Source organism: Paenibacillus pedocola, assembly GCF_031599675.1.
GTDB classification, from domain to species: domain Bacteria; phylum Bacillota; class Bacilli; order Paenibacillales; family Paenibacillaceae; genus Paenibacillus_AQ; species Paenibacillus_AQ pedocola.
Map to the genome: position 1 here is coordinate 437,178 of NZ_CP134223.1, position 20,977 is coordinate 458,154.

The following is a 20,977-nucleotide window of genomic DNA, read 5'->3' on the forward strand; positions in this document are numbered from 1 at the left end:
TTGAATAGCAGGGTTTACTTGAATTCGCCGGCTCCCTGGCTGGCTTCGAAGTTCCAGGTAAGCTTCAGCTTATCGCCTTGGTAATAGTTTTGCGGCTGGAAGTTTTCTTTGAAGGCAAATTGAACGGTGAGCTTATCCTCGGTACCCGCTTTAATGCCTGATTTTTCCCCTCCAAGCAGCGTACCCAGTATTTTTCTGGCTACGAGATCCGGGCTCTGGCTCTCCAGATCGGCGAGCGAAATGATAAGAACCTCCGGCTGTTTTTTGTCGTTGTTATTCAGGAAAGTAACGATAATATCATCCTTCAGATTATGGCTGCCGTTGTTGTTGTTCGTGTCCGTCACTGCGGATGAAGTCTTCAGCAAGACCTTGGGAATGTCGAGGGAGCCGTCATTTTTCAGTTTGAAATCTCTGGTGATCAGATCGCCAGGCTTCAGATTGCTGAGATCAACAATGACAGCAGGGTCAGAGGTGAGGCTAAGAGTTCCGTTGTTAAATGCAGCTGTGCTCTGGGCGGAATCGCTAAAGTAAGCGAAAGTGCCTCCGCCGACAAGTGTCAGGCCAAGCGCTGCGGAAGCAACGCCGAGACCCAGTGTTTTTTTAATATTCATTTGTTCATCCCTCTCTCATAGATCTTTTTGGCAACAGGTGTACCTTTAATTATTGTGACTCCGCGTTTCGTAAACGGGAGATAACAATCAGTTATTGAAGCGGCATGGTTTCGGGGCCTGCCGGCGCGGCTGCGGCGCTTTTCTTTTCAAGTGCGGAAACGGCCTTCCAGGAGGTATAGAGTGCATAGAGCAGCAGCAGGAGACCCGGTATGATCATCAGCATGACACTGCCTGCCTTCGAAACCGCGAAATTCATCGCGTACCCCACATAAGGAACCGTTACTCCGGTATATTGCCCTACGACATTCGTTGAGCTGACCGCAGCCGAATCCGCAGCATCATTGTTATCGCCTTTGGTTGTGTAGGTGGCCTCACCCGTGGCAGTGTTTACAGTGGCGTCGATAACCCGGTGGGTGATCAGAATATTCTCAGGATTCATAAATGTGATGACGTCGCCCTTTTGGAAGCGGGTCATATCGCCGCCAGGCTTGATAGCAACGATGGAGCCGGTATGGATGCCGGGTTCCATGGAGCCGGATAAGACGGTTTTGATCTGATAGCCGAAGAAAGCCGGTTCGCCGCCGGAAGCTTTGGAGATCACTACGGCAACCACCACAAGCAGGAAAACAAGGGACATCAGCAGGGTCAGTGCTGTACTGACTATTTTTTTAATACGCATTATTCATCGCCGCCTTTACTGGGTTCTGTGACCGGAACGGGAGAAGCTGCGGGAAGTTCCGGTACGGTATTGTCATTTTCGGTTATGTCCTGAACAGGCACTGCTGCCGGTGTTGGAGATGGATCGGGTGTATCCGCGCCGGAAGCAGGGGCGTCTGGGGCGGCAGTGTCTGGGATGGCCGCGTCTGGAGCGGCGCTGTTGTCCGGCGCCGGCTTATCCTCTACAGGCTTATCTTCTGCCGGCTTGCCGTTGTCCGGCACCGCAGGGACGGTTATCTCTGGGTGTCCTTCTCCCGCTTCAACAACCGGGGTCTTGTCATCAGCAGGATCTTTATCGTCCTGCTTGCCGTCGTCAGCTTTTTCCGCCAATGCTTCTTCCTGAAGCTTTGCCTTGGCATCTGTGATTTCCAGCTGCTGATTGTGCAGACTGCTTACTGCCGAGGACAGGCTGCTCCGGGTAGAGGTCAGATCAGCATTCAGCTGCTCATAGGCCGCCTGCAATTCGGCAGAAACATCAGGCTGTGCTTCATATGCTTTGGCCACGAAGTCAAGCAGCCCGCTGCCGCCGGAAAAGCGGGAGTGTTCCTGCCCGAGGAATCCGCGGTCAGGATTGCCTGGCGGCAGCGCACTGCCGGCTGTATGAATGGAGTTCAGATAGTCCATAATTTGGTTGTAAGTATCCTTGAGCGGTTCGGACAATACTCCGCTTTGGGCTGAATCCTGTTGCATTTGCCCGAAGATCTGTGCATCACGGATTTCCAGACAATTGGGTTCAAGTTGGAGCATATAACCCCAGGCCTGATGCAGAATAGCTGCCGCATTGCTGGCCTCCTGCAAAATCTGCTGCCAGATCCCGAAGTTGGTGTTGAGCTGTGCATCTATTGCCGCAATGGCGGAATTGGCAGAGGAAATCTGTGCTGCTACAAGCTCTTCAGCCTGATCCAGCTCATCCTGAGACAGTGCTGAGAGGTCCGCGGGACCTGTGAACTCTCCGGCCGTGCTGTGGCTGGCAAGAGAAGACTTAAGCTCGATGATTCTGTGGATGTGCCCGGACAGCTCCGAGAGCAGCTGTTCAATCTGTCCCGGGAAGACGGAACAGAGCTCTATGCTGCTGGTTTGCTGCAGCGAGGTATTGTACTCTCCGTAGGTGCTGCCGATCTGACCGGAGGTGTACAGGACAAGAACGGATACAGCCACACCGGATTGCAGAATACGAAGCCCGGTTTTACTTGGTTTTTTTTTACGCCGTCTGGCGGATCTGGGGTACAAAGGCTAGCCCCCTCTCATGGCTTTACAATCATTCATTCGTTATATTCGTTCTTTATTAAGAACAATTTGATAAGGAAATCATACACCGTCTTCCGGGCAAAAGAAAAATGTGAATTAAGCTTAAAAGTTCTTAATAACGTACAATAATGAAGTGTTATCTTTGTATTACTGCTAGTATCGCTGTTTTACGCAAAATATTCTTTATAAAGAACAATGATTCGCACCTCGCAGATCGCCAATAACGCAAAGCAGCGGTCCTCCAATACCTGGAGAACCGCTGCTTTGTTTCGATAGATTATTCTATATGTCCGGATTTGTTTCAAGCGTAGGAGAGTTGTGTGTTCGGCCGGCCGGTTAGGGAAGCTTTTCTCCGCGTGAGCTTACATACAGGTCATACCATTCCTTGCGGGTCAGCTCCAGCTTGTCCGCACCTGCGCAGGCGGCAATCCGCTGCGGATTCACCGTTCCGATGACTGGCTGAATGGCCGCCGGATGGGTCATCAGCCAGGACAGGACGATGGCCTCAGGCGTTGTATTCTTCTGCCGGGCGAGCTCCTTGACCAGCGCGGCCGTATTCACGACATTCTCCGGCTGGCCTTCGAGTGAACGCCCGCTGAAGCCTCCTTGCGCCAGCGGCCCCCAGGCCTGCAGCTGGATGTTCTCCATGCGGCAGTATTCTATGGTTCCCTCCGGAAAGGTAATATCCTTCCAAGGCTCGCGGTTCACGCTGACCATGGCATCAAGCCAGCTGATCTTGGCCAGACTCATATGCAGCTGGTTGACGATAAAGGGTTCGTCACAGTAATGCTGGAGCAGCCTGATCTGAGCAGCGCTCATATTGGAGACCCCGAAGTGGCGCACTTTTCCTGCAGCTTTGAGCTGATGCAAAGCTTCGGCTACTTCTTCGGGGTCCATCAGCGGATCAGGACGGTGCAGCAGCAGGATATCAATATAGTCTGTCCCGAGGCGGGATAAGGTTCCGTCGACACTCTTTAGAATATGCTCTCTGGAAATATCGAACGTATTAGTGGTCTCCCCCGGTTCAATCAGCTTGATGCCGCATTTGGATTGTATAATGATCTCCTCACGCAGTCCCGGCCGGTCTTTAAAAATCTGCCCGAATACCTTCTCCGCCTTACCGCGGGTATAAATATCGGCATGATCAAAAAAATTGATGCCGATCGACAGAGCAGCTTCAACGGCTTCATGTCCCTGTTTGATATTCTCAGCTGTAATTGGTTCATGGTCCCAGCCTCCGCCCAGCCCCATACATCCTAAGGCTATGCGGCTGGCAGGAATCCCGCGTTTGTTAAGTGGCAGCGTTCTCAGCAAGAAGTATCCCTCCGTCACAATGGAATTGAAGAATCAGGGAATATTGTACACCTTTAGAAGCCGGTGTGGTATTTTTTGTCGCTGGAGGAACGGTGCTTTGTGCCCTCTTTATCCTTCTCCTCCTGCTTTTCCAGCGTTAAATCCTCTATCGGAATCGGATCGACGTTCTGCTCGCTTTCATGCATGTCGAACAGGCTGGGCTTGTCTGTCGGGTATTGCTCCGGATGGTTGCGCTTGTCTCCCTGCAGCTTTTTTTCCTCGTGCGGCTGCTTGTTTTCGTTCATGCTTGTTCCCTCGCTCTCATTTTGCAGTTTTGTTCGTTAATACACGTAATAGGCTGCTGTTAAACAGCAAAGAGGCCCTGAGGGCCTCTTCTATTCCTTGCCTATAACGACAGCGGGGTTCCGAAGTCGTTCAATTTGCGTGCCGCAACATCCTGGTAGAGACGTTTCAGCCAATTCAGTTCAGTAAGACTGTGCTCATATCTGCCGTACATCAGATGAAGCGCCGAACGGGGGACGACAGAAATATGGTCTTCGTACACCTGGTAGGCATAGTTGACCTGATGTTCAATCTCCCGGATCCGTTCCTCCAGTACCTTCTCGACTTTATCCTGATTGATATAGCGTGAGAGGGCCAGGGCCATATAGAGGGGATGAAAGACCAGATCGACTTTCTTAATCTGCTGCAGAATAAGCTGCTCGAACAAGGCCTTACCCTTATCGGTAATCCGGTAAATCGTCTTGTCCGGCCGGTCATTGCTGCGGATCGTCTCTACAGCTTCAATATAATCATCTGCAGCCAGCTTGTCGACAGCATAGTAGAGGGAGCCCATCTGCAGCTTCATCATCTGATCATACATCCGTTCCTTCATAATGAGTGTGATCTCATAAGGATGCATATCCTTCTCCTGAAGCAGACCGAGGATCACCAGTTTCATGGACATGGCCCGTTACCCGCGTTCAGTGGAGGGCTGAGCAGCCTTGGGCTGAACTGTAAGGCGGTCTTTCGGCATCAGGAATACAAAGACTACTCCCAGCACCGCAGGAATCAGCGCCCACATAAAGGTATGAGAGATGGAATCGGATAGTGCCCCTGTAATCTTATCCAGTACGGCAGCCGGAATGTTGGCTCTTGCCTCCGGCGTCAGAGCTGCGCGCGAATCGCCAAACGAAGCGGCCTCTGCGCTGCCGCCAAAGGCATCACTAAGACTGTTCGTAAAGCCGTTGCGCTGGATAATTCCGAAGATCGTAATTCCAAGCGTCATGCCGAGCGAGCGCATGAAGGTGCTGGTGGAAGTAGCTGATCCGCGCTGGCGCATATCAAAATGATGAATGGAGGACATGCTGAGCACGGAGAAGGAGAAGCCCACACCAAATCCGGTCAGCGCCATGAAGATATTTAGCATCAGCCTGGAAGTGTCAGGTGACAGGGTGCTTAAGCAGAAGACGCCTGCCAGGAAGCAGACTGCCGACAGAATCATAATATTGCGGAAGCTGGTTTTGGTGGTGAGCAGTCCTCCGGTTTGGCTTCCGAGGACGGTCCCGATCATCATCGGCATCAGAATCAGCCCTGAATTGGTAGCCGAACCGCCGTATACACCCTGTACAAAGATAGGGATATATACAGTTGCCACGATAAAGGTCGAGCCGTAGAACAAGCCGATTACACTGCTCGTTGCGAAAAGGCGTTTACCGAACATGGCGAAGGAGATGACCGGTTCGGAAGCGTATCGCTCGATGAAGATGAAAGCAATCAGCAGGACCGCAAAGCCGGCAAATAAGCCGAGGATAGCCGCGGAATCCCAGGCATATTGATTGCCGCCCAGCTCCAGTGCGAACATCAGGCAGATAATGGAGCCGACTAGCGTAAAGGCTCCGCCCCAGTCAATGCGCTGTTTGGCATGAGAGACGGATTCTTTATAGAACATTGTAATCAGAACAAAGGCCACAATGCCGATGGGCAGGTTGATATAGAATACCCACTGCCAGCTTAAGTAGTCGGTGATATACGCACCGAGAAGCGGGCCGATGACGCTCGAAATACCGAAGACGGCGCCGAAGAGACCGGTCAGCTTGCCTCTTTTTTGCGGCGGATAGATATCGAAGACAATGGTGAAGGCAATCGGCATCAGTGCCCCGCCGCCTATGCCCTGGATGGCCCGGTAGATGCTGAGCTGTGTAATGCTGGTTGCCGTTCCGCACAGGGCGGAACCCGCCAGGAAGACAATAAGGCCAAAAATGAAGAACCGTTTGCGTCCGTACATATCGGACAGTTTACCGAAGATTGGTGTCCCGGCCATAACCATGACCATATAAGCGGAGGTGACCCAAACGATTTTGTCGAGTCCGCCAAGCTCGGATACAATGGTGCCCATAGCTGAAGCTACAATGGTATTGTCCATAGCGGACATTAGAATACCAAGCAGCAGGCCGACAACTACGAGTTTAAGATTGCTTTCTTTAGTATGCATGCGTAGCAGGCTCCTTTTCCGTTGTTTCTCGAAACAGTTTTTATTATATTCAAATTTGAATAGGGTAGCAATCATTATTTTTAAGGTATTTTAGTAGTGAGTATAGGCTTAATCCCTAGGTTGTATGCGGAAGGGAACTGGAAAGAGAAAGAGTGGATCGGGCCGGGGCAAAAAAAGAGCACCGCCGGAGTCGGCGATGCTTTATACTGCAGTATCTCCGGTGCGGTGCTCCCGGGTTTCGATGTATTCAATGAAAAATTCGGTGAGCTCCGGATCAAACTGGCTTCCAGCACAGGCCCGCAGCTCAATAATCGCTTCTTCAAAGGACTTGGTCGGCTGGTATGGCCTTTCGGTAGTCATCGCATCAAAGGAGTCGATAATGGTCAGCATCCGGCAGAGACGGGGGATTTCTTCGCCCTTGAAGCCGTAGGGATACCCTTTGCCGTCGTAACGTTCATGATGGAGCTCGATATAGGGAGCGAGTTCCTTGAATTTATCATTGGTAAGCGCCATTTTTTTGCCCCAGGTGACATGCCATTTGACCATTTCCCATTCCTCAGGTGCAAGCTTGTCTTTCTTGTTAAGGATGTTCCAGGGGATCTCTAGCTTGCCGATATCATGGATAAGCGCACCCAGGGTGAAATTCCTTTTGGAAATGGAGTCGATGTCCAGCAGTTCGCTGATATCCATAGCATAACGGAAGACGCGTTTGGAATGGCGGAAGGTCTCCATGTCCTTATACATGAACAAATTCAGCTGCTGCTCGATATCGCGCACATCCTGGCTGAAATCAAGCTCCTGCTCCAGCGGTGAATGCATCCCGTAGGTATGCACAGTATTTTTCCCTTGGCGTTTGGAATAATAGAGGGCCTGATCGGCTTGATCGACAAGCTGTGATTTATCATGGATGTCGAGGCTGCAGGCCGCAATGCCGGCTGAAAATGCGAGACAGCCGAGCGGGAAAATTTCAACGCCGTCGAAGCTGCTGTTGTTGAGTTTTTTGCGCAGCTGGTCAATATAATCCCGGGCTTGCAGGCTGTCATATCCGGGCATCAGCAGGGTGAACTCTTCGCCTCCGTATCGTGCGGCAACAGTTCCTGATTTCTGGGACTCGGTTTTGAGCATTTCTCCGACGAAGGAGATCAGCTTGTCCCCTTGAAGATGGCCGAAATGATCGTTATATTTCTTGAAGTCGTCAAGGTCAATCATCGCAAGCGACAACGGCGCACCGGAGGACCTTGATTTCTGAATTTCCTGCTCCAATACTTCCTCAAAGTAGCTGTGATTATATAGTCCGGTTCGCTGGTCCGTATTAGCCCGGTCTTCAATGCTGCGGTACATGGCGAACAGTTTCTTGAAAGATTGGGAGAGCAGCACAGAAAGGCACATAAAGAGCATCAAGCCGAGGATCTGATTATGATAGACCAGCACGGTCAATACCAGGGAAAGCGCTAAAGTGCACAGAAAGACAAACACTGAATCCTTGATAATATCTTTGATCGTCTCGAAAAGAGTACCTCTGTATAAAATATAATAGTACAAGCCGACCAGCAGGGTATTAGCAGCGAAATAAACTGTCAATACAATGAGATAGGTGAATAACTTAGTGTTAACCAGTGCACCAGGATTTCCTCCGAGGTATTGGAACAAAGCGGCTGATACAGTAATCATAATGCAGTATATGGAGAAGTTGGTAAGATGCTTCCACCAGCTCGTATTGCGGTCAATGATGGCAAAGAACAAACAATTCATTAGTAGTACGGTCAGTGAAAAGCCTGTCCCAAATGTGAAAATGCAGGCTAAATATACCGAAGAGTCCATCGATAGCTCGTTGCCTTCCGGCGGGAGCTGTATCATGAAAAAGTTGAGAATAAGGCAGGCGCCAGTCATTGCATAGATCCATACCCAGGTAGATGTTTCGTAATGGATAAACTCAAAACGGTTGGTATAAGAAAAGAGACTCATACCAATCAGGCATATGGACAGTGCATACATGTGGCCTGAATCCAATGTTGCAGCAAGAGATTTGAGTTTAGACATGATGACCCCTCTTTACATTTATCAGAATATTCCTTTTTACATAATAAAGCTTTTAGGAATAAATGAATAGCTGTATTGTAATGTAAAGAAAAGAAATAGGCGGGATGCCCGCCTATTTTGATGTGTAGAATATTAGTTTCCGCCGATCTTGAAACCTGATGTAAGAGCGATAATTACGGAAGCTACGATAATAGCATTGATCGCAAGACGGGAATATTTGATGCCTTCCAGTTTCTTTTTCATGGGAGTCCCTCCTTTTTATTTAGTTAGCGGCTTATCCCTGCACTTTGGGCTGCGATTTCAGGTCAACTGCGGCAGGTGTCATAATATTCAGGAGGTATAGAAAAATCCCGAGATTCATTACAACATCGCCAATACTGATGGCCTGCGTCCGCGGATAAGGGCTGGATAGGGGGATGATGTCGCCCAGAAAAGGCAAACGGGTTGAAGCATCAAGCAGAAAGTGCTTGGTGACAGCATCGCCGCTTTTTAACATCTGCAGGTAAACCGGATCCAGTACAGACGCTGCCTCATAAGATACCGGCATTCTCCCCCCGTTGACAAGCATAACCAGAAAATTGAGGAATACGCCCGTCAAGATCAGCCAGAATCCTTTGTTGTGCCGGTTTAACCATAAAAAAATCAGCCCCACCACATACACAGCGATATAAATATACCCGCTGGCTGCGGCTACAGTGGACGACCGCTCCTGAATATCATACATCAAAAATTGGAATACCAGCAGCAGGGGGAAGATCCAGCCTGCTTTGAGCCGGATGTTGCTGAACTGAACGAGGCCGTGTCTTAATCCGCCCCGGAAGAACCCTACTATCAGTCCGAAGATGATGCCATCGTACACCATTACACTTACCCGCCTCTGTTCAAGATTTAAAAATATGTAAATAATGGTTGCTCTTATGAACCTTGATTCGCTGTTCTTCGCTATAAATCCTTTTTTTGTGCAGACAAAATTTTCTTGACATACCCCTTGGGGGTATATTAAGATAAATTTGCAGCCAGGATATGAGGAGGTAATTATAATGGCACCGAACGAAGATAAGCAATCTCCTGAATCATGCGACAGCGGCTGTCATACTCCCGGTGAACGGAAGAGTCATCATTCGGCGGAATTTAAGAATGGACTTGCTACCCGTCTGAACCGGATAGAGGGTCAGATTCGCGGTATTAAAGGCATGATCGAACGGGATACTTATTGTGATGATGTACTGAATCAGCTTGCGGCAGTACAGGCTGCGCTCGGCGGAGTCGGAAAGCTGCTGCTGGAAGGGCATATGAGAAGCTGCATCATCGAGCGGATTGAAGCCGGAGAGCATGAGGTTATCGACGAGCTGCTGATTACGGTCAACAAGCTCATGAAATAGGGCAATAGAGGTTAACAGCCACCACTACATTTTATAGGAGGGTTTACCATGTCAAATGCAATATTAACTGTAGAAGGAATGTCCTGCGGACACTGTGTCAGTGCTGTAGAGAAAGCCGTAAGCGGCCTGGGTGCTGCTGCTAAAGTTGACCTGCAGGCCAAGAAGGTAGCGGTCGAGTACGATGAGAACAACGTAAGCCTGAACGATATTAAAGCTGCTATTGAAGATCAGGGATACGACGTAGTGTAAGCCGGTGTCCGGCATTAAAGGCTTGGAGCCGGGATCTTTATGTGATCCGGTGGCGTCCACGCCTTTTCTTTTTCACATTATTATACCCCTTGGGGGTACCTGGAGGTGCTAAGACTATGGAAAAGACGTCAGAATCCGGCCAGCAGCAGGCGACCCTGCAGATTACAGGCATGACCTGCTCCGCTTGCGCGGCCCGGATTGAGAAAGGGCTGTCGCGCATGGAGGGGGTATCGCGGGCCAATGTAAATCTTGCACTGGAGCAGGCGACGGTGGGCTTTGACCCTTCGGTTGCAGGTCTGCCGCAAATTGAAGAGAAAATCCGCTCACTTGGCTATGATACGCTTAAGGAATCGGCGGATTTTGATATCACAGGCATGACTTGTGCGGCCTGCTCGGCCCGGATCGAGAAAGTGCTCGGACGGATGCCCGGCATTGCGGCGGTGAACGTGAATCTGGCGCTGGAGACAGCTCATGTGGAGTATACTCCCGGCAATATCAGCACCGCAGATATTATGGAGAAGGTCAGCAGCATCGGCTACAAGGCATCATTGAAACAGGACCGCAAAGAGACAGCCGACCAGCGGGGCCAGGAAATTGTACGCAAGCGCAATAAGTGGATTATCTCGGCTGTTCTGTCCTTTCCGCTGCTATGGGCAATGGTCGGCCATTTCTCCTTCACTTCTTGGATTCCGGCGCCGGAGCTGCTGATGTATCCCTGGTTTCAGCTTGCACTTGCTACTCCGGTGCAGTTCATTATCGGCTGGCAGTTCTATGTGAGCGCCTATAAAGCGCTGAAGAACGGCAGTGCCAACATGGACGTGCTGGTGGTGCTGGGAACCTCGGCGGCGTATTTTTACAGCTTGTACTTAACGATAGACTCTCTCCGGATGAGCGGGATGAGCCATACGGTAGATATGTATTATGAGACCAGCGCGATTCTGATTACACTGATTCTGGTAGGCAAATGGTTCGAGGCCTTGGCGAAGGGACGTTCCTCTGATGCAATCAGAAGCTTAATGGGTCTGCAGGCCAAGACTGCACTTGTTGTCCGGGGCGGGGCTGAGATGAGCATCTCTGTAGAAGAGGTGATCCCCGGGGATATTGTGCTGGTGAAGCCGGGAACCAAGATCCCAGTCGACGGTGAGGTTATAGAGGGACTCTCCTCGGTTGATGAATCTATGCTGACAGGCGAGAGTATTCCCGTGGAGAAAAAGCCGGGGGATACGGTGATCGGGGCCACTGTGAACAAGAACGGCATGCTGAAGATTGAGGCCCACAAGGTAGGGCGTGATACCGCACTGGCCCAGATTATCCGGGTAGTGGAGGAAGCACAGGGCTCCAAAGCACCGATTCAGCGAATTGCCGATGTCATCTCGGGTATTTTTGTGCCGATTGTTGTCGTCATTGCGGTGCTGACGTTTGTCATCTGGTATATATGGGGAGCGCCAGGCCAATTCTCTGATGCGCTGGAAAAGGCTATTGCAGTGCTCGTTATCGCTTGCCCTTGTGCTTTGGGACTGGCGACCCCGACTTCAATTATGGCAGGGTCCGGCCGCGCAGCCGAATTCGGGATTCTGTTCAAAGGCGGCGAGCATCTGGAAGCTGCGCAGGGTATCCAAACCGTCGTGCTGGATAAGACAGGAACCGTGACCAGCGGCAAACCGGTGCTCACAGATATTATTACCACCACCGGAATCCCGGCGCACGGCAAAGTGCTGGCTGAGAACCGCCTGCTCTCCATTACGGCGGCAGCCGAGAAGCTGTCGGAGCATCCGCTGGCGGATGCCATCGTAGCCGGTGCTGCCGGGCGGAGCCTTGACCTGCCGGCAGCTGAGCAGTTTCAGGCCGTGCCTGGCAGAGGAATCTCTGCGGTGGTTGGCGGGATGGCGGTGCAGGTCGGAACGCGCCGGATGATGGAGGACAGCGGTATGGAGACCGAACAATGGACACCTCTAATGAAGCTGCTGGAGCAGGAGGGAAAAACCGCGATGCTGGTATCGGTGGATGGAGACATCGCGGGAATCGTGGCGGTGGCCGATACGATCAAGGAGACCTCGAAGGCGGCTGTCGCAAGACTGCATGAAATGGGTATTGAAGTGGTGATGATCACCGGGGACAACAAACTGACCGCCGAAGCGATTGCCAAGCAGGCGGGTATACGCACCGTGCTGGCTGAGGTGCTGCCCGAAGGCAAGGCAGCTGAAATCCGCCGCCTGCAGAGCGGCGGCCGCAAGGTGGCGATGGTCGGTGACGGCATCAATGATGCGCCGGCGCTGGCCACGGCGGATACCGGGATGGCTATCGGCACCGGAACCGATGTGGCCATGGAAGCGGCGGATATTACCCTGATGCGTGGGGATCTGATGAGCATTCCCGATGCGATTCTGATGAGCCGCAGAACCATGGCCAATATTAAGCAGAATTTGTTCTGGGCACTGGCTTACAATACAATTGGGATACCGATTGCTGCGCTGGGCTTTCTGGCTCCATGGCTTGCCGGGGCTGCGATGGCATTCAGCTCCGTATCGGTAGTACTCAACGCGCTGCGGCTGCAGCGGGTAAAGCTGTAGCCAGAGGCCGTACTTAAGGAGCGATAATCATGAGTGAAGAGCAACAATTCACCGGGGGGAGTGTCAGTAATGACACACTCTCTCTATTAATGAAGCATGCATCCGTCCGCCAGTTCCTGGACACACCCGTAAGCGAGGAACAACTGGCTGCTATTATCGGAGCGGCACAGATGGCTTCCACCTCAAGCAATGTTCAGGCCTATAGCGTCATTGCGGTTACCAATCCCGGCCTAAAGGCTAAGCTCTCCGGTTATTCCGGCAACCAGGCTTATATTGAGCAGTGTCCGGTGTTTCTGGTCTGGTGCGCCGATCTGTATCGGCTGCACGAAACAGCGGGGCCCCATCTGGGAGATACCCCTTCTTACGAGGACACCACGGAGAATCTGATCGTGGCCACTGTTGACGTTGCCCTTGCCGCACAGAACGCGGCCATTGCTGCTGAATCACTGGGCCTCGGGATTGTCTATATCGGCGGTATCCGCAATAACAGCGCAGCAGTGTCCGAGCTGCTGGGCCTCCCGGAGCTGGTCTATCCTGTATTCGGCATGTGCCTGGGAACTCCCGCCGGAGCGTCCGGCCTGCGTCCTCGGCTGCCGCTGGCGGCTGTGCTGCACCATAACGGCTATGACAAGGAGCAGACCAAGGAACAGGTCAAGCTGTATGACAAGGTATCCAGCCAGTATATGCTGGCGCGGACCGGCGGGCAGAGTGATATCCCCTGGTCGGCGATGATGGCGAAGCGGCTGGCCGAGCCTGCCCGGCTGCATATGAAGGAATTTCTGCAGGATAAGGGATTTATGAAGCGGTAAGTAGTCTCCGGGAAATCCTTATTGGAAGAGCATATATTAGAGGGAATTATAAACAGCACAGGCAAGCATGGCATATCCGGAACCGGAAGCCATGCTTTTTTGTGCTGTATGGTGGCCAATCCCCGGGAAACGCCCGATTTCCGCGGGAACAAAGGTAAAAATCCCGTAGATTCCGGATAAGCACCCGATTTCCGCGGGAACAGAGGTAAAAATCCCGTTGATTCCCGGGAAACGCCTTTTTCCTACCGGAGGTGACAACTGTCAGTTTGAAGAAATGACAGTCCTTACTAATGTCAGATCGCCGCTCCATATATCATTGGGGTATGAAGATTAAGGACACGGGGGGATCGGATATGGAATATGTAATTGAGATGGAGCAGGTCAGTAAAGTATTTCACGGCAAAAGAGCAGTGGACGGCATCAGCTTCACCATCGGCAAGGGCTCGGTTACGGCAATTCTTGGGCCCAATGGGGCGGGTAAAACCACGATGCTGTCGATGCTGCTGGGTTTGACCGAACCTACGGAGGGACGGGTCCGTGTATTCGGCTTACCGCCCAAACATGGCGCGGTCCGGGAGAGAAGCGGAGCGATGCTGCAGGAGGTAAGCGTCATGGACCGGCTCAAGGTACATGAGATTATTTCGCTGATCCGCAGCTACTATCCGCAGCCGCTGGCGGAGGAAGCGCTGTATGCAGCCACAGGGCTCGAAGCGGCTGATCTGAAACGGTATGCCGAGAAGCTGTCAGGCGGGCAGAAGCGCAGCCTTGGCTTTGCCTTGGCACTAGCAGGAAATCCTGATCTGCTGTTTCTGGATGAGCCGACGGTAGGGCTGGACACGACGGCACGGCGGCGGTTCTGGGAGACGGTGCGCGGACTGGCCGCGCAAGGTAAGACCATTCTGTTCACCACGCACTATCTGCAGGAGGCTGAGGATATTGCCGACCGGATTCTGCTGTTCAGCAGGGGGGCGCTGGTCGCAGACGGAAGCCCCGAGGAGATTAAATCGCGGCTGGTGCAGCGCTCGTTGTCTTTTCTGCCGGCGGGAGATGCCGGCGAGCTGAGAAGACAGCTTGAGCAACTGGCGGTGATTAAGGGAATCAGCGATCGGGACGGCCGGATTCATGTGACAACTGACAATACGGATGAAGCGCTCAGAGTTATTTTTACCGGCGGATTTGCTGTGAAGGATGTGCGGATAGATCAGGGAAGGCTCGATGCAGCTTTTGAACAATTAACCTTGGAACCGGAGGCGGTACAGCCATGAAGATGAAATTACTGATGAACCAATGTAAGGCGGAGCTGCTGCGGATTCTGCGCAATCCCTATTATGTGTTCTGGTCCCTGATCATGCCGATTATGTTCTACTTTATCTTCACCAAAGTGGTGAATACAGGAGCAGAGGATGCCGGGCAGTGGCAGGCGCACTACCTGATGTCCATGTCGGCGTTCAGCGTGATGGGTTCATCCATTATGACACTCGGCATCCGGCTGGTTCAGGAACGCACCCAGGGCTGGAATACCTTCATCCGGATCACACCGCTGCCGTCCTCTGTTTATTTCTTCGGCAAAATGTTCGGGCAGACGATCATGCACCTCTTTTCGGTTCTTTGTATTTTTGCGGCAGGTTACTTGATGAATGGAGTGTCGCTAAGTCCGGCGGAGTGGCTGCTTAGCGGCCTTTGGATTGTAGCCGGTGCACTGCCGTTTATGGCTTTGGGGACGTTGATCGGATTCATGAAGCGGGTCGATACAGCCAGCGGTGTCAGCAATGTCTTATATATGGCGCTAGCGCTGTTAGGCGGGATGTGGATGCCGCTGGATATTCTGCCGCAGGCGGTTCAGCGGATCGGCAGATGGCTGCCCTCCTACAACTACGGGGACGGGGCGTGGAGAGTGGTGCAGGGAGGCCATCCGCAGTGGAGCGGGGTGCTGATTTTGCTCGGCTATCTGGCAATGTTTATGCTACTATCTGGATATATCCGAAAAAAACAGGAAGCGGTGTAATCCACGATGGCACGAAAACAGTTTCATATGTTTCCCCAACGATTCGGTTTTTTCCCGTATGTATGGCTGCTCTATCTGCTGATGCCGGCGTTTAACCTGCAGACGGAGCACGGAGTGAAGCTGCTGCTCGGGGTTCTCATGCTGGTCCTCTTCGCCGTTACTTACCGCCAGTTGTACTGGGCAGGCAGCGGGAGAGCCTTTCATCTATGGCTGGGGCTTCAATTGTTGCTCGTCGTCGTGCTGAGCGTATTCTACACCCCTTATAATTTTTATCTCGGCTTTTATGCCGCGAACTTTATCGGCTGGTATACAGATAAGACATTATTCAGGCGTGCCTACACCGTGTTCGCCCTGTCTGTTCTGTTACCGCTGCTCCTCTCTATGCGGAGCATGGAGCTGAGCAGTCTGGTGTTTCTGTTCCCGTTTCTGCTGATTATGCTGGTCTTTCCCTTCGGCGCCCGTTCTCTGACCAGCAACCGGCTGCTGGAACGAAAGCTGGACCAGGCGAACGAGGTGATCAAGGAAATGGTAAAACGCGAGGAACGGATGCGGATTGCCCGTGATCTGCATGATACGATGGGCCATACCCTGTCACTGATTACGCTGAAGAGCCAGCTCGTCGAAAAGCTGGCTGCGAAGGACCCTGAACGTGCGCAGGCGGAGGCGCGGGAAATTCAGCGTACCTCCCGCGCCGCGCTGCGCCAGGTGCGGGAGCTGGTGTCTGAGATGCGTGCCGTATCTGTAGCGGAAGAGCTGGCGGAAGCCGGGGAGATGCTGCGTTCGGCAGAAATTGCTCTTGAAGTAGAAGGCGATGTATCACTGGAGGGGATATCTGACCTGACGCAGAATATTCTGAGCCTCTGTATCAAGGAAGCGGTGACGAATATTGTGAAACACAGCGGAGCCGACCGGTGCAGGATCATTATTGGAATTACAGAAGGCAACGTAAGGATTACCATTGAAGACAATGGGATCGGCCTGCGTCAGACCGGTGAAGCTGGCGGAGCCTACCTCGCGGGCAACGGACTAAAAGGGATGGCAGAGCGGCTGTCGCTGATTGACGGTTCTTTGACGCTTAGCCCAGGCGGCACCAGAGGTACCTCGTTGTCCGTGGTAATCCCGAGAATCGTGAAAGAAGGAAAGGAAGGGGTAACTGCATGATACGGATCGTTATTGCCGAGGATCAGCGCCTCCTTCGCGGCGCAATGGCCTCGCTCTTGGAGCTGGAGGATGATATTGAAGTTGCGGGCGAGGCTGGCGACGGCGCTGAGGCGCTTGCCTTAATCGAAAAAATCCAGCCCGAAGTCTGTCTCATGGATATTGAAATGCCGCTAATGAGCGGACTTGAGGTAGCGGAGCTTCTGCGGGAAAGAGGAATTCCCACCAAAATTATTATTTTGACCACCTTTGCGCGGCCGGGGTATTTCGAGCGGGGCGTGAAGGCCGGGATTCAGGGGTATCTGCTGAAGGATGAGCCGGTAGACAAGCTGGCTGACGCGATCCGCCGGGTTATGCAGGGGCATCGCGAAGTTTCACCTGAGCTGGTCTTCGGCAGCCTGCGGGAGGAGAACCCGCTGTCGGAGCGGGAACGCGAAATTCTGAAGCTCGCGGGCAAAGGCCAGTCTGCGGGCGACATTGCCAGCGGGCTGCATCTTTCCTATGGCACTGTGCGCAACTACATCTCGGAGATTCTCAGCAAGCTGGAGGTCAAAAGCCGGATCGAAGCGGTGAGGCTGGCGGAGGAGAAGGGCTGGATCTAATAGTTATTTGGCCATTCCAGGGACAGATTGATTTACATAAAAAAGCACTGCCGTCAGGTTAAATTGGACGGCAGTGCTTTTGTGCATAAGGGCTATTGCGGCGGGATGATCATGCAGGCTGTGTGCAGCCGGACTACTACCTGTCCTTTGCCTGCTCCTCCCGCATCCACTGCGCCAGCTGGCGCTTCAGCTGCAGGAATTCCGGTGAATCGGTAATCTCCTCGCGCCGCGGCCGCGGAAAGGGGATATCCACGGTATGCAGTACCGAGCCGGGACGCCCGGAGAACACGTAGATGCGGCTGGAGAGCAGCAGTGCTTCTTCGATGTTGTGGGTGATGAACAGCACAGAGCGGCGGTTCTCCTCCCACAGCTCCAGCAGCCAGCGCTGCATGTCGCTGCGCGTCAGCGCATCCAGTGCGCTGAACGGCTCGTCGAGCAGCATCAGCTCCTGCGGTGCGAGCAGCGCCCGCAGGAAGGCGGCCCGCTGCTGCATGCCGCCTGACAGCATGTGCGGGTAGGCCTTCTCGAAGCCGCTGAGGCCAACCTTGGCCAGCCAGCGGCGGGCGTTGTCCCGCGCTGCAGCCTGCGGCTCGCCCTTCAGTTCCCCGGCGAGCAGGACGTTGTCCAGGGTGCTGCGCCAAGGGAACAGTGCGGGCTGCTGCGGCATGTAGCTGATCTCGCCGCGCTGTCCAGTCACGCTGCGGCCGTTCATGCTGACGGTTCCGGCATCCGGCGACTCAAGACCGCCGATAATGTGGAACAGGGTGCTTTTGCCGCAGCCGGATGGTCCAAGGATGGAGACGAATTCCTGCGGCTCCACCGTCAGGGACACATTGTCCAGCACCCGGGTCCTGCTGCGGCCCCGGGTGAACGTCTTGGAGATGCCGCTGACCTCAAGGGCGGGCGGCAGCTTCTGGACGGCAGTGCGGTCTGCCGGACTTGCGGGATCCGAGGGACTTGCGGCCCCTGCCTTTGTTATTCCGGCATCTATTCGGTGAGACATGTGGTATGCCTCCTTTCCGGGTAAATTCTGTAGTGTACAGGCTGTGCTTATGGACTGCGGCGGGTTTTATTACTATGTACCGTAAGTAGCTTTCGGCTTTAAACTAATGGGAAATTCTCCTGCTAATTACCTCGGTTTCTTATAACATTTTGAAATAGGCGGAAAACCTCCAGCTAAATCCCCGGAAAATACCGATTTGGACCCATACGGAGCGAATTAACAGGAGGAAATCCCACTAAGGTTCGTCCCCACGCGACCTTAAGGAACTTAGATGGACAAAATCCTACTAATCCACTTCAATTCCGGATAATTGGAAGCTAGTGGTAAGTCCCAAGCTGGCGGTGTGCTGAATGAGCGATCCCTTTATTCAGGGGGTCTTACGCGGCTTCCAGCGCACGAGCCATTTCTCCAGCAGGGCGATGATAGCGAACAATACAAGACTTAACAGTACAATAATAGCAATAGCAACAAACACATTGTCCGTATGATAGGCTGACTTCTGGAGCAGCATGTAGTAACCAAGTCCCTTGTCCGCGCCGATCCACTCGGCGACGACTGCGCCCATTACGGCGTAGGTGGCGGAGATTTTGACGCCTGAAAACAAGGCAGGCAGGGAGCCGGGCAGCTCCAGCTTGGTGAAGATCTGCCACTTACTTGCCCCGGCCATCTTCATATAGTTCATCATTGTCCGGTCGCTCTGCGCCAGGCCGCCCATAGCGGCGACTGCAACCGGGAAGAAGCAGACGAGTGTGATTAACACAATCTTCGGCAGCAGTCCGAAGCCGAACCAGATTACCAGCAGCGGTGCCAGGGCAATCGAAGGCACATTCTGGCTGAGGATCAGCAGCGGATAGAGGGCACGCTTCAGCCAAGGCAGAAGATGCAGCAGCAAGGCTACGATCAGGCCGACGCCAGTACCGATCGGGAAGCCGATCAGGGTAAGCCGCAGGGTTGCTGCGGTGTGCGACCAGATGCTGGCAGCATTATCCGCGGAAGCGCGGAATATCGCGTCCGGGCCCGGCAGGAAATAGGCTTCGACCTGAAATATAGATACGGCCATCTGCCAGATCCCCAAAAACAAGACGACCGCCACTAAGGGCGGCCAAATCTGTCTGAAGTACGATCTCACCGGTATTTCTCCGTCAGCTTATCCATGCTGATGCCATTCGGGTTATGGGCGATTTTGATCTGTGAAATGATGCTGGGGCTTCCGGCTTCAACAAGCGCTTCATGCATTTGGCGGACAACTTCCAGGAGCTCAGTGATCTCGCCTTCCATCGTAGTATCCAGCGCGTTCACCTGATGCTTCACGCCGGACTTTTGAATAACTTCGATCGCTCTGTCCACGTAAGGAATGGAATCCTCGCCATTTGGCGTTTTTGGAATAACCTGAATGCTAAGCAGTGTGTTTGCCACAATAATCAACCCTCTCAGTGTATTGGAATATCCAATTAATTCTCCGGCAAAAATTCATTGGTAAACGTGCTGTCTACATCCAGCTGCTGATCCAGCAGCTTCAGGCCGTACATCCAGTCGGCATAGTTCTGCCAGACCTCGGCCTTCTGCTCACCCCAGCGGGCAGCGTCATCCTTATATTTCGGGCTGAGCCATTTCTGGCTGGCCAGGACAAGCTTCGGATCCAGATCCGGTACAGCTTTGGTCAGGATGGCTGCCGCTTCTTCCGGCTTATCGATGGCGTATTGGTAACCTTTCGACGTCGCCTTGAGGAAAGCCTTCACCAGTTCAGGCTGCTCGGCGATTTCCTTCTCACTTGTGGTCAGCACCGGCGTGTAGTAATCAAGCTGAGGCGCATAATCCTTGAGGTACAGCATATCCAGCGGCTCTCCGCGCAGCTCGGCTTCAATACCGGTCCAGGCATAGAAGATCCAGGCGAAATCAATATCGCGTTTCACGGCGGTGAAATAATCGGCTTCCCCGATATTCACCAGCTTGACCTTCTTTACATCGCCGCCTTCGGGATCCATGATCGCCTTCATCGCAGCTTCTTCAGCAGGTGAACCCCAGCCTCCGTAGGTTTTCCCTTCGAAATCCTTCGGCGAAGTAATCTTACGGTCCTTCGGTGCTGCGAAACCTGATGTATTATGCTGAATGATTGCGGCAATAGATACGATCGGAACATTCTGCAGACGGGCCAGTGTCAGGGCTTCCTGGGCGCTGATGCCAAAAGCGGCTTCACCCGAGGTCACCATGGTATCGGCACCGGCTGCGCCGGGCTGCACGATCTCCACATCGAGCCCCTCTTCCTCATAATAGCCCAGCTCCTTGGCCGCATACAGGCCGGTGTGGTTCGTGTTCGGCGTCCAGTCGAGGGCGACCTTGATTTTGGTCAGCTCCTTCGGTGCATCGGTTGCCGCCCCCGCAGTTGCTTCAGGCGATGCCGCAGTACTTGCAGCGTTCCCCCCATTGTTACCATTGTTGCTGCCGCATCCGGCAATGGACAGACTCAGGATGCAGGTAAGGCAGAGCATTAAGCTTTTTTTGACTCCCATTGTTCTTCTCGACTCCTTCCAGCAATCCCTAGTCTTCCAGTTTCTGAAAAAATCCATTCTGATATGCCAAAAAAAGCGCCCCGAAGATCGGGACGCCAGGTATTTGCGCAAGGTTGCAGGCTCCGGCCGCAGGGGACCGGGAAGCATTTAAGATTCCTACGCTGGCATTATCCAGATCAGGTGTAAGGGTCAGTATCTTGCGGGATACAATCTCAGCCGGCCAATTCCAGCACCCCTGATTCTATGAAGTTTGCGGGTATTGCTTGTTCTACGCTGTATTATAGCG

At 52.9% G+C, this 20,977-nt stretch carries 21 protein-coding genes and 1 riboswitch; of the genes, 8 read left to right on the forward strand and 13 right to left on the reverse strand.

From position 1 onward, the window contains the following. Positions 1–14: 14 nt before the first annotated feature. The 9 genes from QU597_RS01915 to QU597_RS01955 form a co-directional block, all read right to left on the reverse strand. A complete protein-coding gene (locus QU597_RS01915) occupies positions 15–611 on the reverse strand; it encodes a TasA family protein (RefSeq protein ID WP_310831120.1) in 597 nt (198 codons plus the stop codon). Positions 612–702: 91 nt separating this feature from the next. Continuing rightward, the gene (gene sipW / locus QU597_RS01920) at positions 703–1,290 is read right to left on the reverse strand and encodes a signal peptidase I SipW (RefSeq protein WP_310831121.1); all 588 of its coding nucleotides are present in this window, start codon (positions 1,288–1,290) and stop codon (positions 703–705) included. Then, positions 1,290–2,558 carry a prolipoprotein diacylglyceryl transferase gene (locus QU597_RS01925; RefSeq protein ID WP_310831122.1) on the reverse strand — a complete coding sequence of 423 codons (1,269 nt, stop codon included), beginning with the start codon at positions 2,556–2,558 and terminating at the stop codon, positions 1,290–1,292. The genes sipW and QU597_RS01925 overlap by 1 nt, the downstream gene beginning before the upstream one ends. A 354-nt stretch (positions 2,559–2,912) precedes the next feature. Further along, on the reverse strand, positions 2,913–3,890 hold the full coding sequence (locus tag QU597_RS01930; RefSeq protein ID WP_370656227.1) for an aldo/keto reductase: 978 nt from the start codon (positions 3,888–3,890) through the stop codon (positions 2,913–2,915). Between the two features lie 53 nt (positions 3,891–3,943). Further along, the gene (locus tag QU597_RS01935) at positions 3,944–4,174 is read right to left on the reverse strand and encodes a YczO family protein (RefSeq protein ID WP_310831123.1); all 231 of its coding nucleotides are present in this window, start codon (positions 4,172–4,174) and stop codon (positions 3,944–3,946) included. A gap of 101 nt (positions 4,175–4,275) precedes the next feature. After that, the gene (locus QU597_RS01940; RefSeq protein WP_310831124.1) at positions 4,276–4,836 is read right to left on the reverse strand and encodes a PadR family transcriptional regulator; all 561 of its coding nucleotides are present in this window, start codon (positions 4,834–4,836) and stop codon (positions 4,276–4,278) included. Between the two features lie 6 nt (positions 4,837–4,842). Continuing rightward, the gene (locus QU597_RS01945) at positions 4,843–6,363 is read right to left on the reverse strand and encodes an MDR family MFS transporter (protein WP_310831125.1); all 1,521 of its coding nucleotides are present in this window, start codon (positions 6,361–6,363) and stop codon (positions 4,843–4,845) included. Between the two features lie 201 nt (positions 6,364–6,564). Next, the gene (locus tag QU597_RS01950; protein ID WP_310831126.1) at positions 6,565–8,403 is read right to left on the reverse strand and encodes a bifunctional diguanylate cyclase/phosphohydrolase; all 1,839 of its coding nucleotides are present in this window, start codon (positions 8,401–8,403) and stop codon (positions 6,565–6,567) included. Between the two features lie 274 nt (positions 8,404–8,677). Further along, entirely contained in the window at positions 8,678–9,265 is a 588-nt protein-coding gene (locus tag QU597_RS01955) for a DUF5317 domain-containing protein (protein ID WP_310831127.1), read from the reverse strand. 178 nt (positions 9,266–9,443) lie between these two features. On the opposite strand from QU597_RS01955, the gene QU597_RS01960 reads away from it, so the two are divergent. The 8 genes from QU597_RS01960 to QU597_RS01995 all read left to right on the forward strand — a co-directional run bounded on the left by QU597_RS01960 (position 9,444) and on the right by QU597_RS01995 (position 17,178). Then, the gene (locus QU597_RS01960) at positions 9,444–9,785 is read left to right on the forward strand and encodes a metal-sensitive transcriptional regulator (RefSeq protein WP_310831128.1); all 342 of its coding nucleotides are present in this window, start codon (positions 9,444–9,446) and stop codon (positions 9,783–9,785) included. A 48-nt stretch (positions 9,786–9,833) separates the two neighbouring features. After that, positions 9,834–10,034: a copper ion binding protein gene (locus QU597_RS01965; protein ID WP_310831129.1), complete on the forward strand. Its 201-nt coding sequence runs from the start codon at positions 9,834–9,836 to the stop codon at positions 10,032–10,034. Between the two features lie 116 nt (positions 10,035–10,150). Next, positions 10,151–12,604, forward strand: a complete 2,454-nt coding sequence (locus QU597_RS01970) for a heavy metal translocating P-type ATPase (RefSeq protein WP_310831130.1) — start codon at positions 10,151–10,153, stop codon at positions 12,602–12,604. 29 nt (positions 12,605–12,633) lie between these two features. Then, positions 12,634–13,413 (forward strand): oxygen-insensitive NADPH nitroreductase, encoded by a 780-nt coding sequence (gene nfsA / locus QU597_RS01975; protein ID WP_310831131.1) that lies wholly within the window; start codon positions 12,634–12,636, stop codon positions 13,411–13,413. A gap of 353 nt (positions 13,414–13,766) precedes the next feature. Next, complete coding sequence (locus tag QU597_RS01980; protein ID WP_310831132.1) at positions 13,767–14,678, forward strand: ABC transporter ATP-binding protein; 912 nt, start codon at positions 13,767–13,769, stop codon at positions 14,676–14,678. A 2-nt stretch (positions 14,679–14,680) separates the two neighbouring features. After that, positions 14,681–15,418 carry an ABC transporter permease gene (locus tag QU597_RS01985; RefSeq protein ID WP_310833207.1) on the forward strand — a complete coding sequence of 246 codons (738 nt, stop codon included), beginning with the start codon at positions 14,681–14,683 and terminating at the stop codon, positions 15,416–15,418. A 6-nt stretch (positions 15,419–15,424) separates the two neighbouring features. Continuing rightward, positions 15,425–16,579, forward strand: a complete 1,155-nt coding sequence (locus tag QU597_RS01990) for a sensor histidine kinase (protein WP_310831133.1) — start codon at positions 15,425–15,427, stop codon at positions 16,577–16,579. Beyond that, on the forward strand, positions 16,576–17,178 hold the full coding sequence (locus QU597_RS01995) for a response regulator transcription factor (protein WP_310831134.1): 603 nt from the start codon (positions 16,576–16,578) through the stop codon (positions 17,176–17,178). The genes QU597_RS01990 and QU597_RS01995 overlap by 4 nt, the downstream gene beginning before the upstream one ends. A gap of 136 nt (positions 17,179–17,314) precedes the next feature. Here QU597_RS01995 and QU597_RS02000 read toward each other — a convergent pair whose 3' ends face one another. The 4 genes from QU597_RS02000 to QU597_RS02015 all read right to left on the reverse strand — a co-directional run bounded on the left by QU597_RS02000 (position 17,315) and on the right by QU597_RS02015 (position 20,691). After that, positions 17,315–18,181, reverse strand: a complete 867-nt coding sequence (locus QU597_RS02000) for an ABC transporter ATP-binding protein (RefSeq protein WP_310831136.1) — start codon at positions 18,179–18,181, stop codon at positions 17,315–17,317. Positions 18,182–18,548: 367 nt separating this feature from the next. Further along, positions 18,549–19,310, reverse strand: a complete 762-nt coding sequence (locus QU597_RS02005; RefSeq protein WP_310831137.1) for an ABC transporter permease — start codon at positions 19,308–19,310, stop codon at positions 18,549–18,551. Further along, positions 19,307–19,597 (reverse strand): thiamine-binding protein, encoded by a 291-nt coding sequence (locus QU597_RS02010; RefSeq protein ID WP_310831138.1) that lies wholly within the window; start codon positions 19,595–19,597, stop codon positions 19,307–19,309. Before QU597_RS02010 ends, QU597_RS02005 begins: the two co-directional genes overlap by 4 nt. Before the next feature lie 35 nt (positions 19,598–19,632). After that, positions 19,633–20,691: an ABC transporter substrate-binding protein gene (locus QU597_RS02015; RefSeq protein ID WP_310831139.1), complete on the reverse strand. Its 1,059-nt coding sequence runs from the start codon at positions 20,689–20,691 to the stop codon at positions 19,633–19,635. A 136-nt stretch (positions 20,692–20,827) separates the two neighbouring features. Continuing rightward, positions 20,828–20,938: riboswitch (TPP riboswitch) on the reverse strand. Positions 20,939–20,977: the final 39 nt, after the last annotated feature.

Bases quoted from the DNA above. Each gene is read 5' to 3' on its own strand.
- QU597_RS01915 (WP_310831120.1), bottom strand. From the start codon at position 611: ATGAATATTAAAAAAACACTGGGTCTCGGCGTTGCTTCCGCAGCGCTT.
- sipW (WP_310831121.1), bottom strand. From the start codon at position 1,290: ATGCGTATTAAAAAAATAGTCAGTACAGCACTGACCCTGCTGATGTCC.
- QU597_RS01935 (WP_310831123.1), bottom strand. From the start codon at position 4,174: ATGAACGAAAACAAGCAGCCGCACGAGGAAAAAAAGCTGCAGGGAGAC.
- QU597_RS01940 (WP_310831124.1), bottom strand. From the start codon at position 4,836: ATGTCCATGAAACTGGTGATCCTCGGTCTGCTTCAGGAGAAGGATATG.
- QU597_RS01945 (WP_310831125.1), bottom strand. From the start codon at position 6,363: ATGCATACTAAAGAAAGCAATCTTAAACTCGTAGTTGTCGGCCTGCTG.
- QU597_RS01950 (WP_310831126.1), bottom strand. From the start codon at position 8,403: ATGTCTAAACTCAAATCTCTTGCTGCAACATTGGATTCAGGCCACATG.
- QU597_RS01955 (WP_310831127.1), bottom strand. From the start codon at position 9,265: ATGGTGTACGATGGCATCATCTTCGGACTGATAGTAGGGTTCTTCCGG.
- QU597_RS01960 (WP_310831128.1), top strand. From the start codon at position 9,444: ATGGCACCGAACGAAGATAAGCAATCTCCTGAATCATGCGACAGCGGC.
- QU597_RS01965 (WP_310831129.1), top strand. From the start codon at position 9,834: ATGTCAAATGCAATATTAACTGTAGAAGGAATGTCCTGCGGACACTGT.
- QU597_RS01970 (WP_310831130.1), top strand. From the start codon at position 10,151: ATGGAAAAGACGTCAGAATCCGGCCAGCAGCAGGCGACCCTGCAGATT.
- nfsA (WP_310831131.1), top strand. From the start codon at position 12,634: ATGAGTGAAGAGCAACAATTCACCGGGGGGAGTGTCAGTAATGACACA.
- QU597_RS01980 (WP_310831132.1), top strand. From the start codon at position 13,767: ATGGAATATGTAATTGAGATGGAGCAGGTCAGTAAAGTATTTCACGGC.
- QU597_RS01985 (WP_310833207.1), top strand. From the start codon at position 14,681: ATGAAATTACTGATGAACCAATGTAAGGCGGAGCTGCTGCGGATTCTG.
- QU597_RS01990 (WP_310831133.1), top strand. From the start codon at position 15,425: ATGGCACGAAAACAGTTTCATATGTTTCCCCAACGATTCGGTTTTTTC.
- QU597_RS01995 (WP_310831134.1), top strand. From the start codon at position 16,576: ATGATACGGATCGTTATTGCCGAGGATCAGCGCCTCCTTCGCGGCGCA.
- QU597_RS02000 (WP_310831136.1), bottom strand. From the start codon at position 18,181: ATGTCTCACCGAATAGATGCCGGAATAACAAAGGCAGGGGCCGCAAGT.
- QU597_RS02015 (WP_310831139.1), bottom strand. From the start codon at position 20,691: ATGGGAGTCAAAAAAAGCTTAATGCTCTGCCTTACCTGCATCCTGAGT.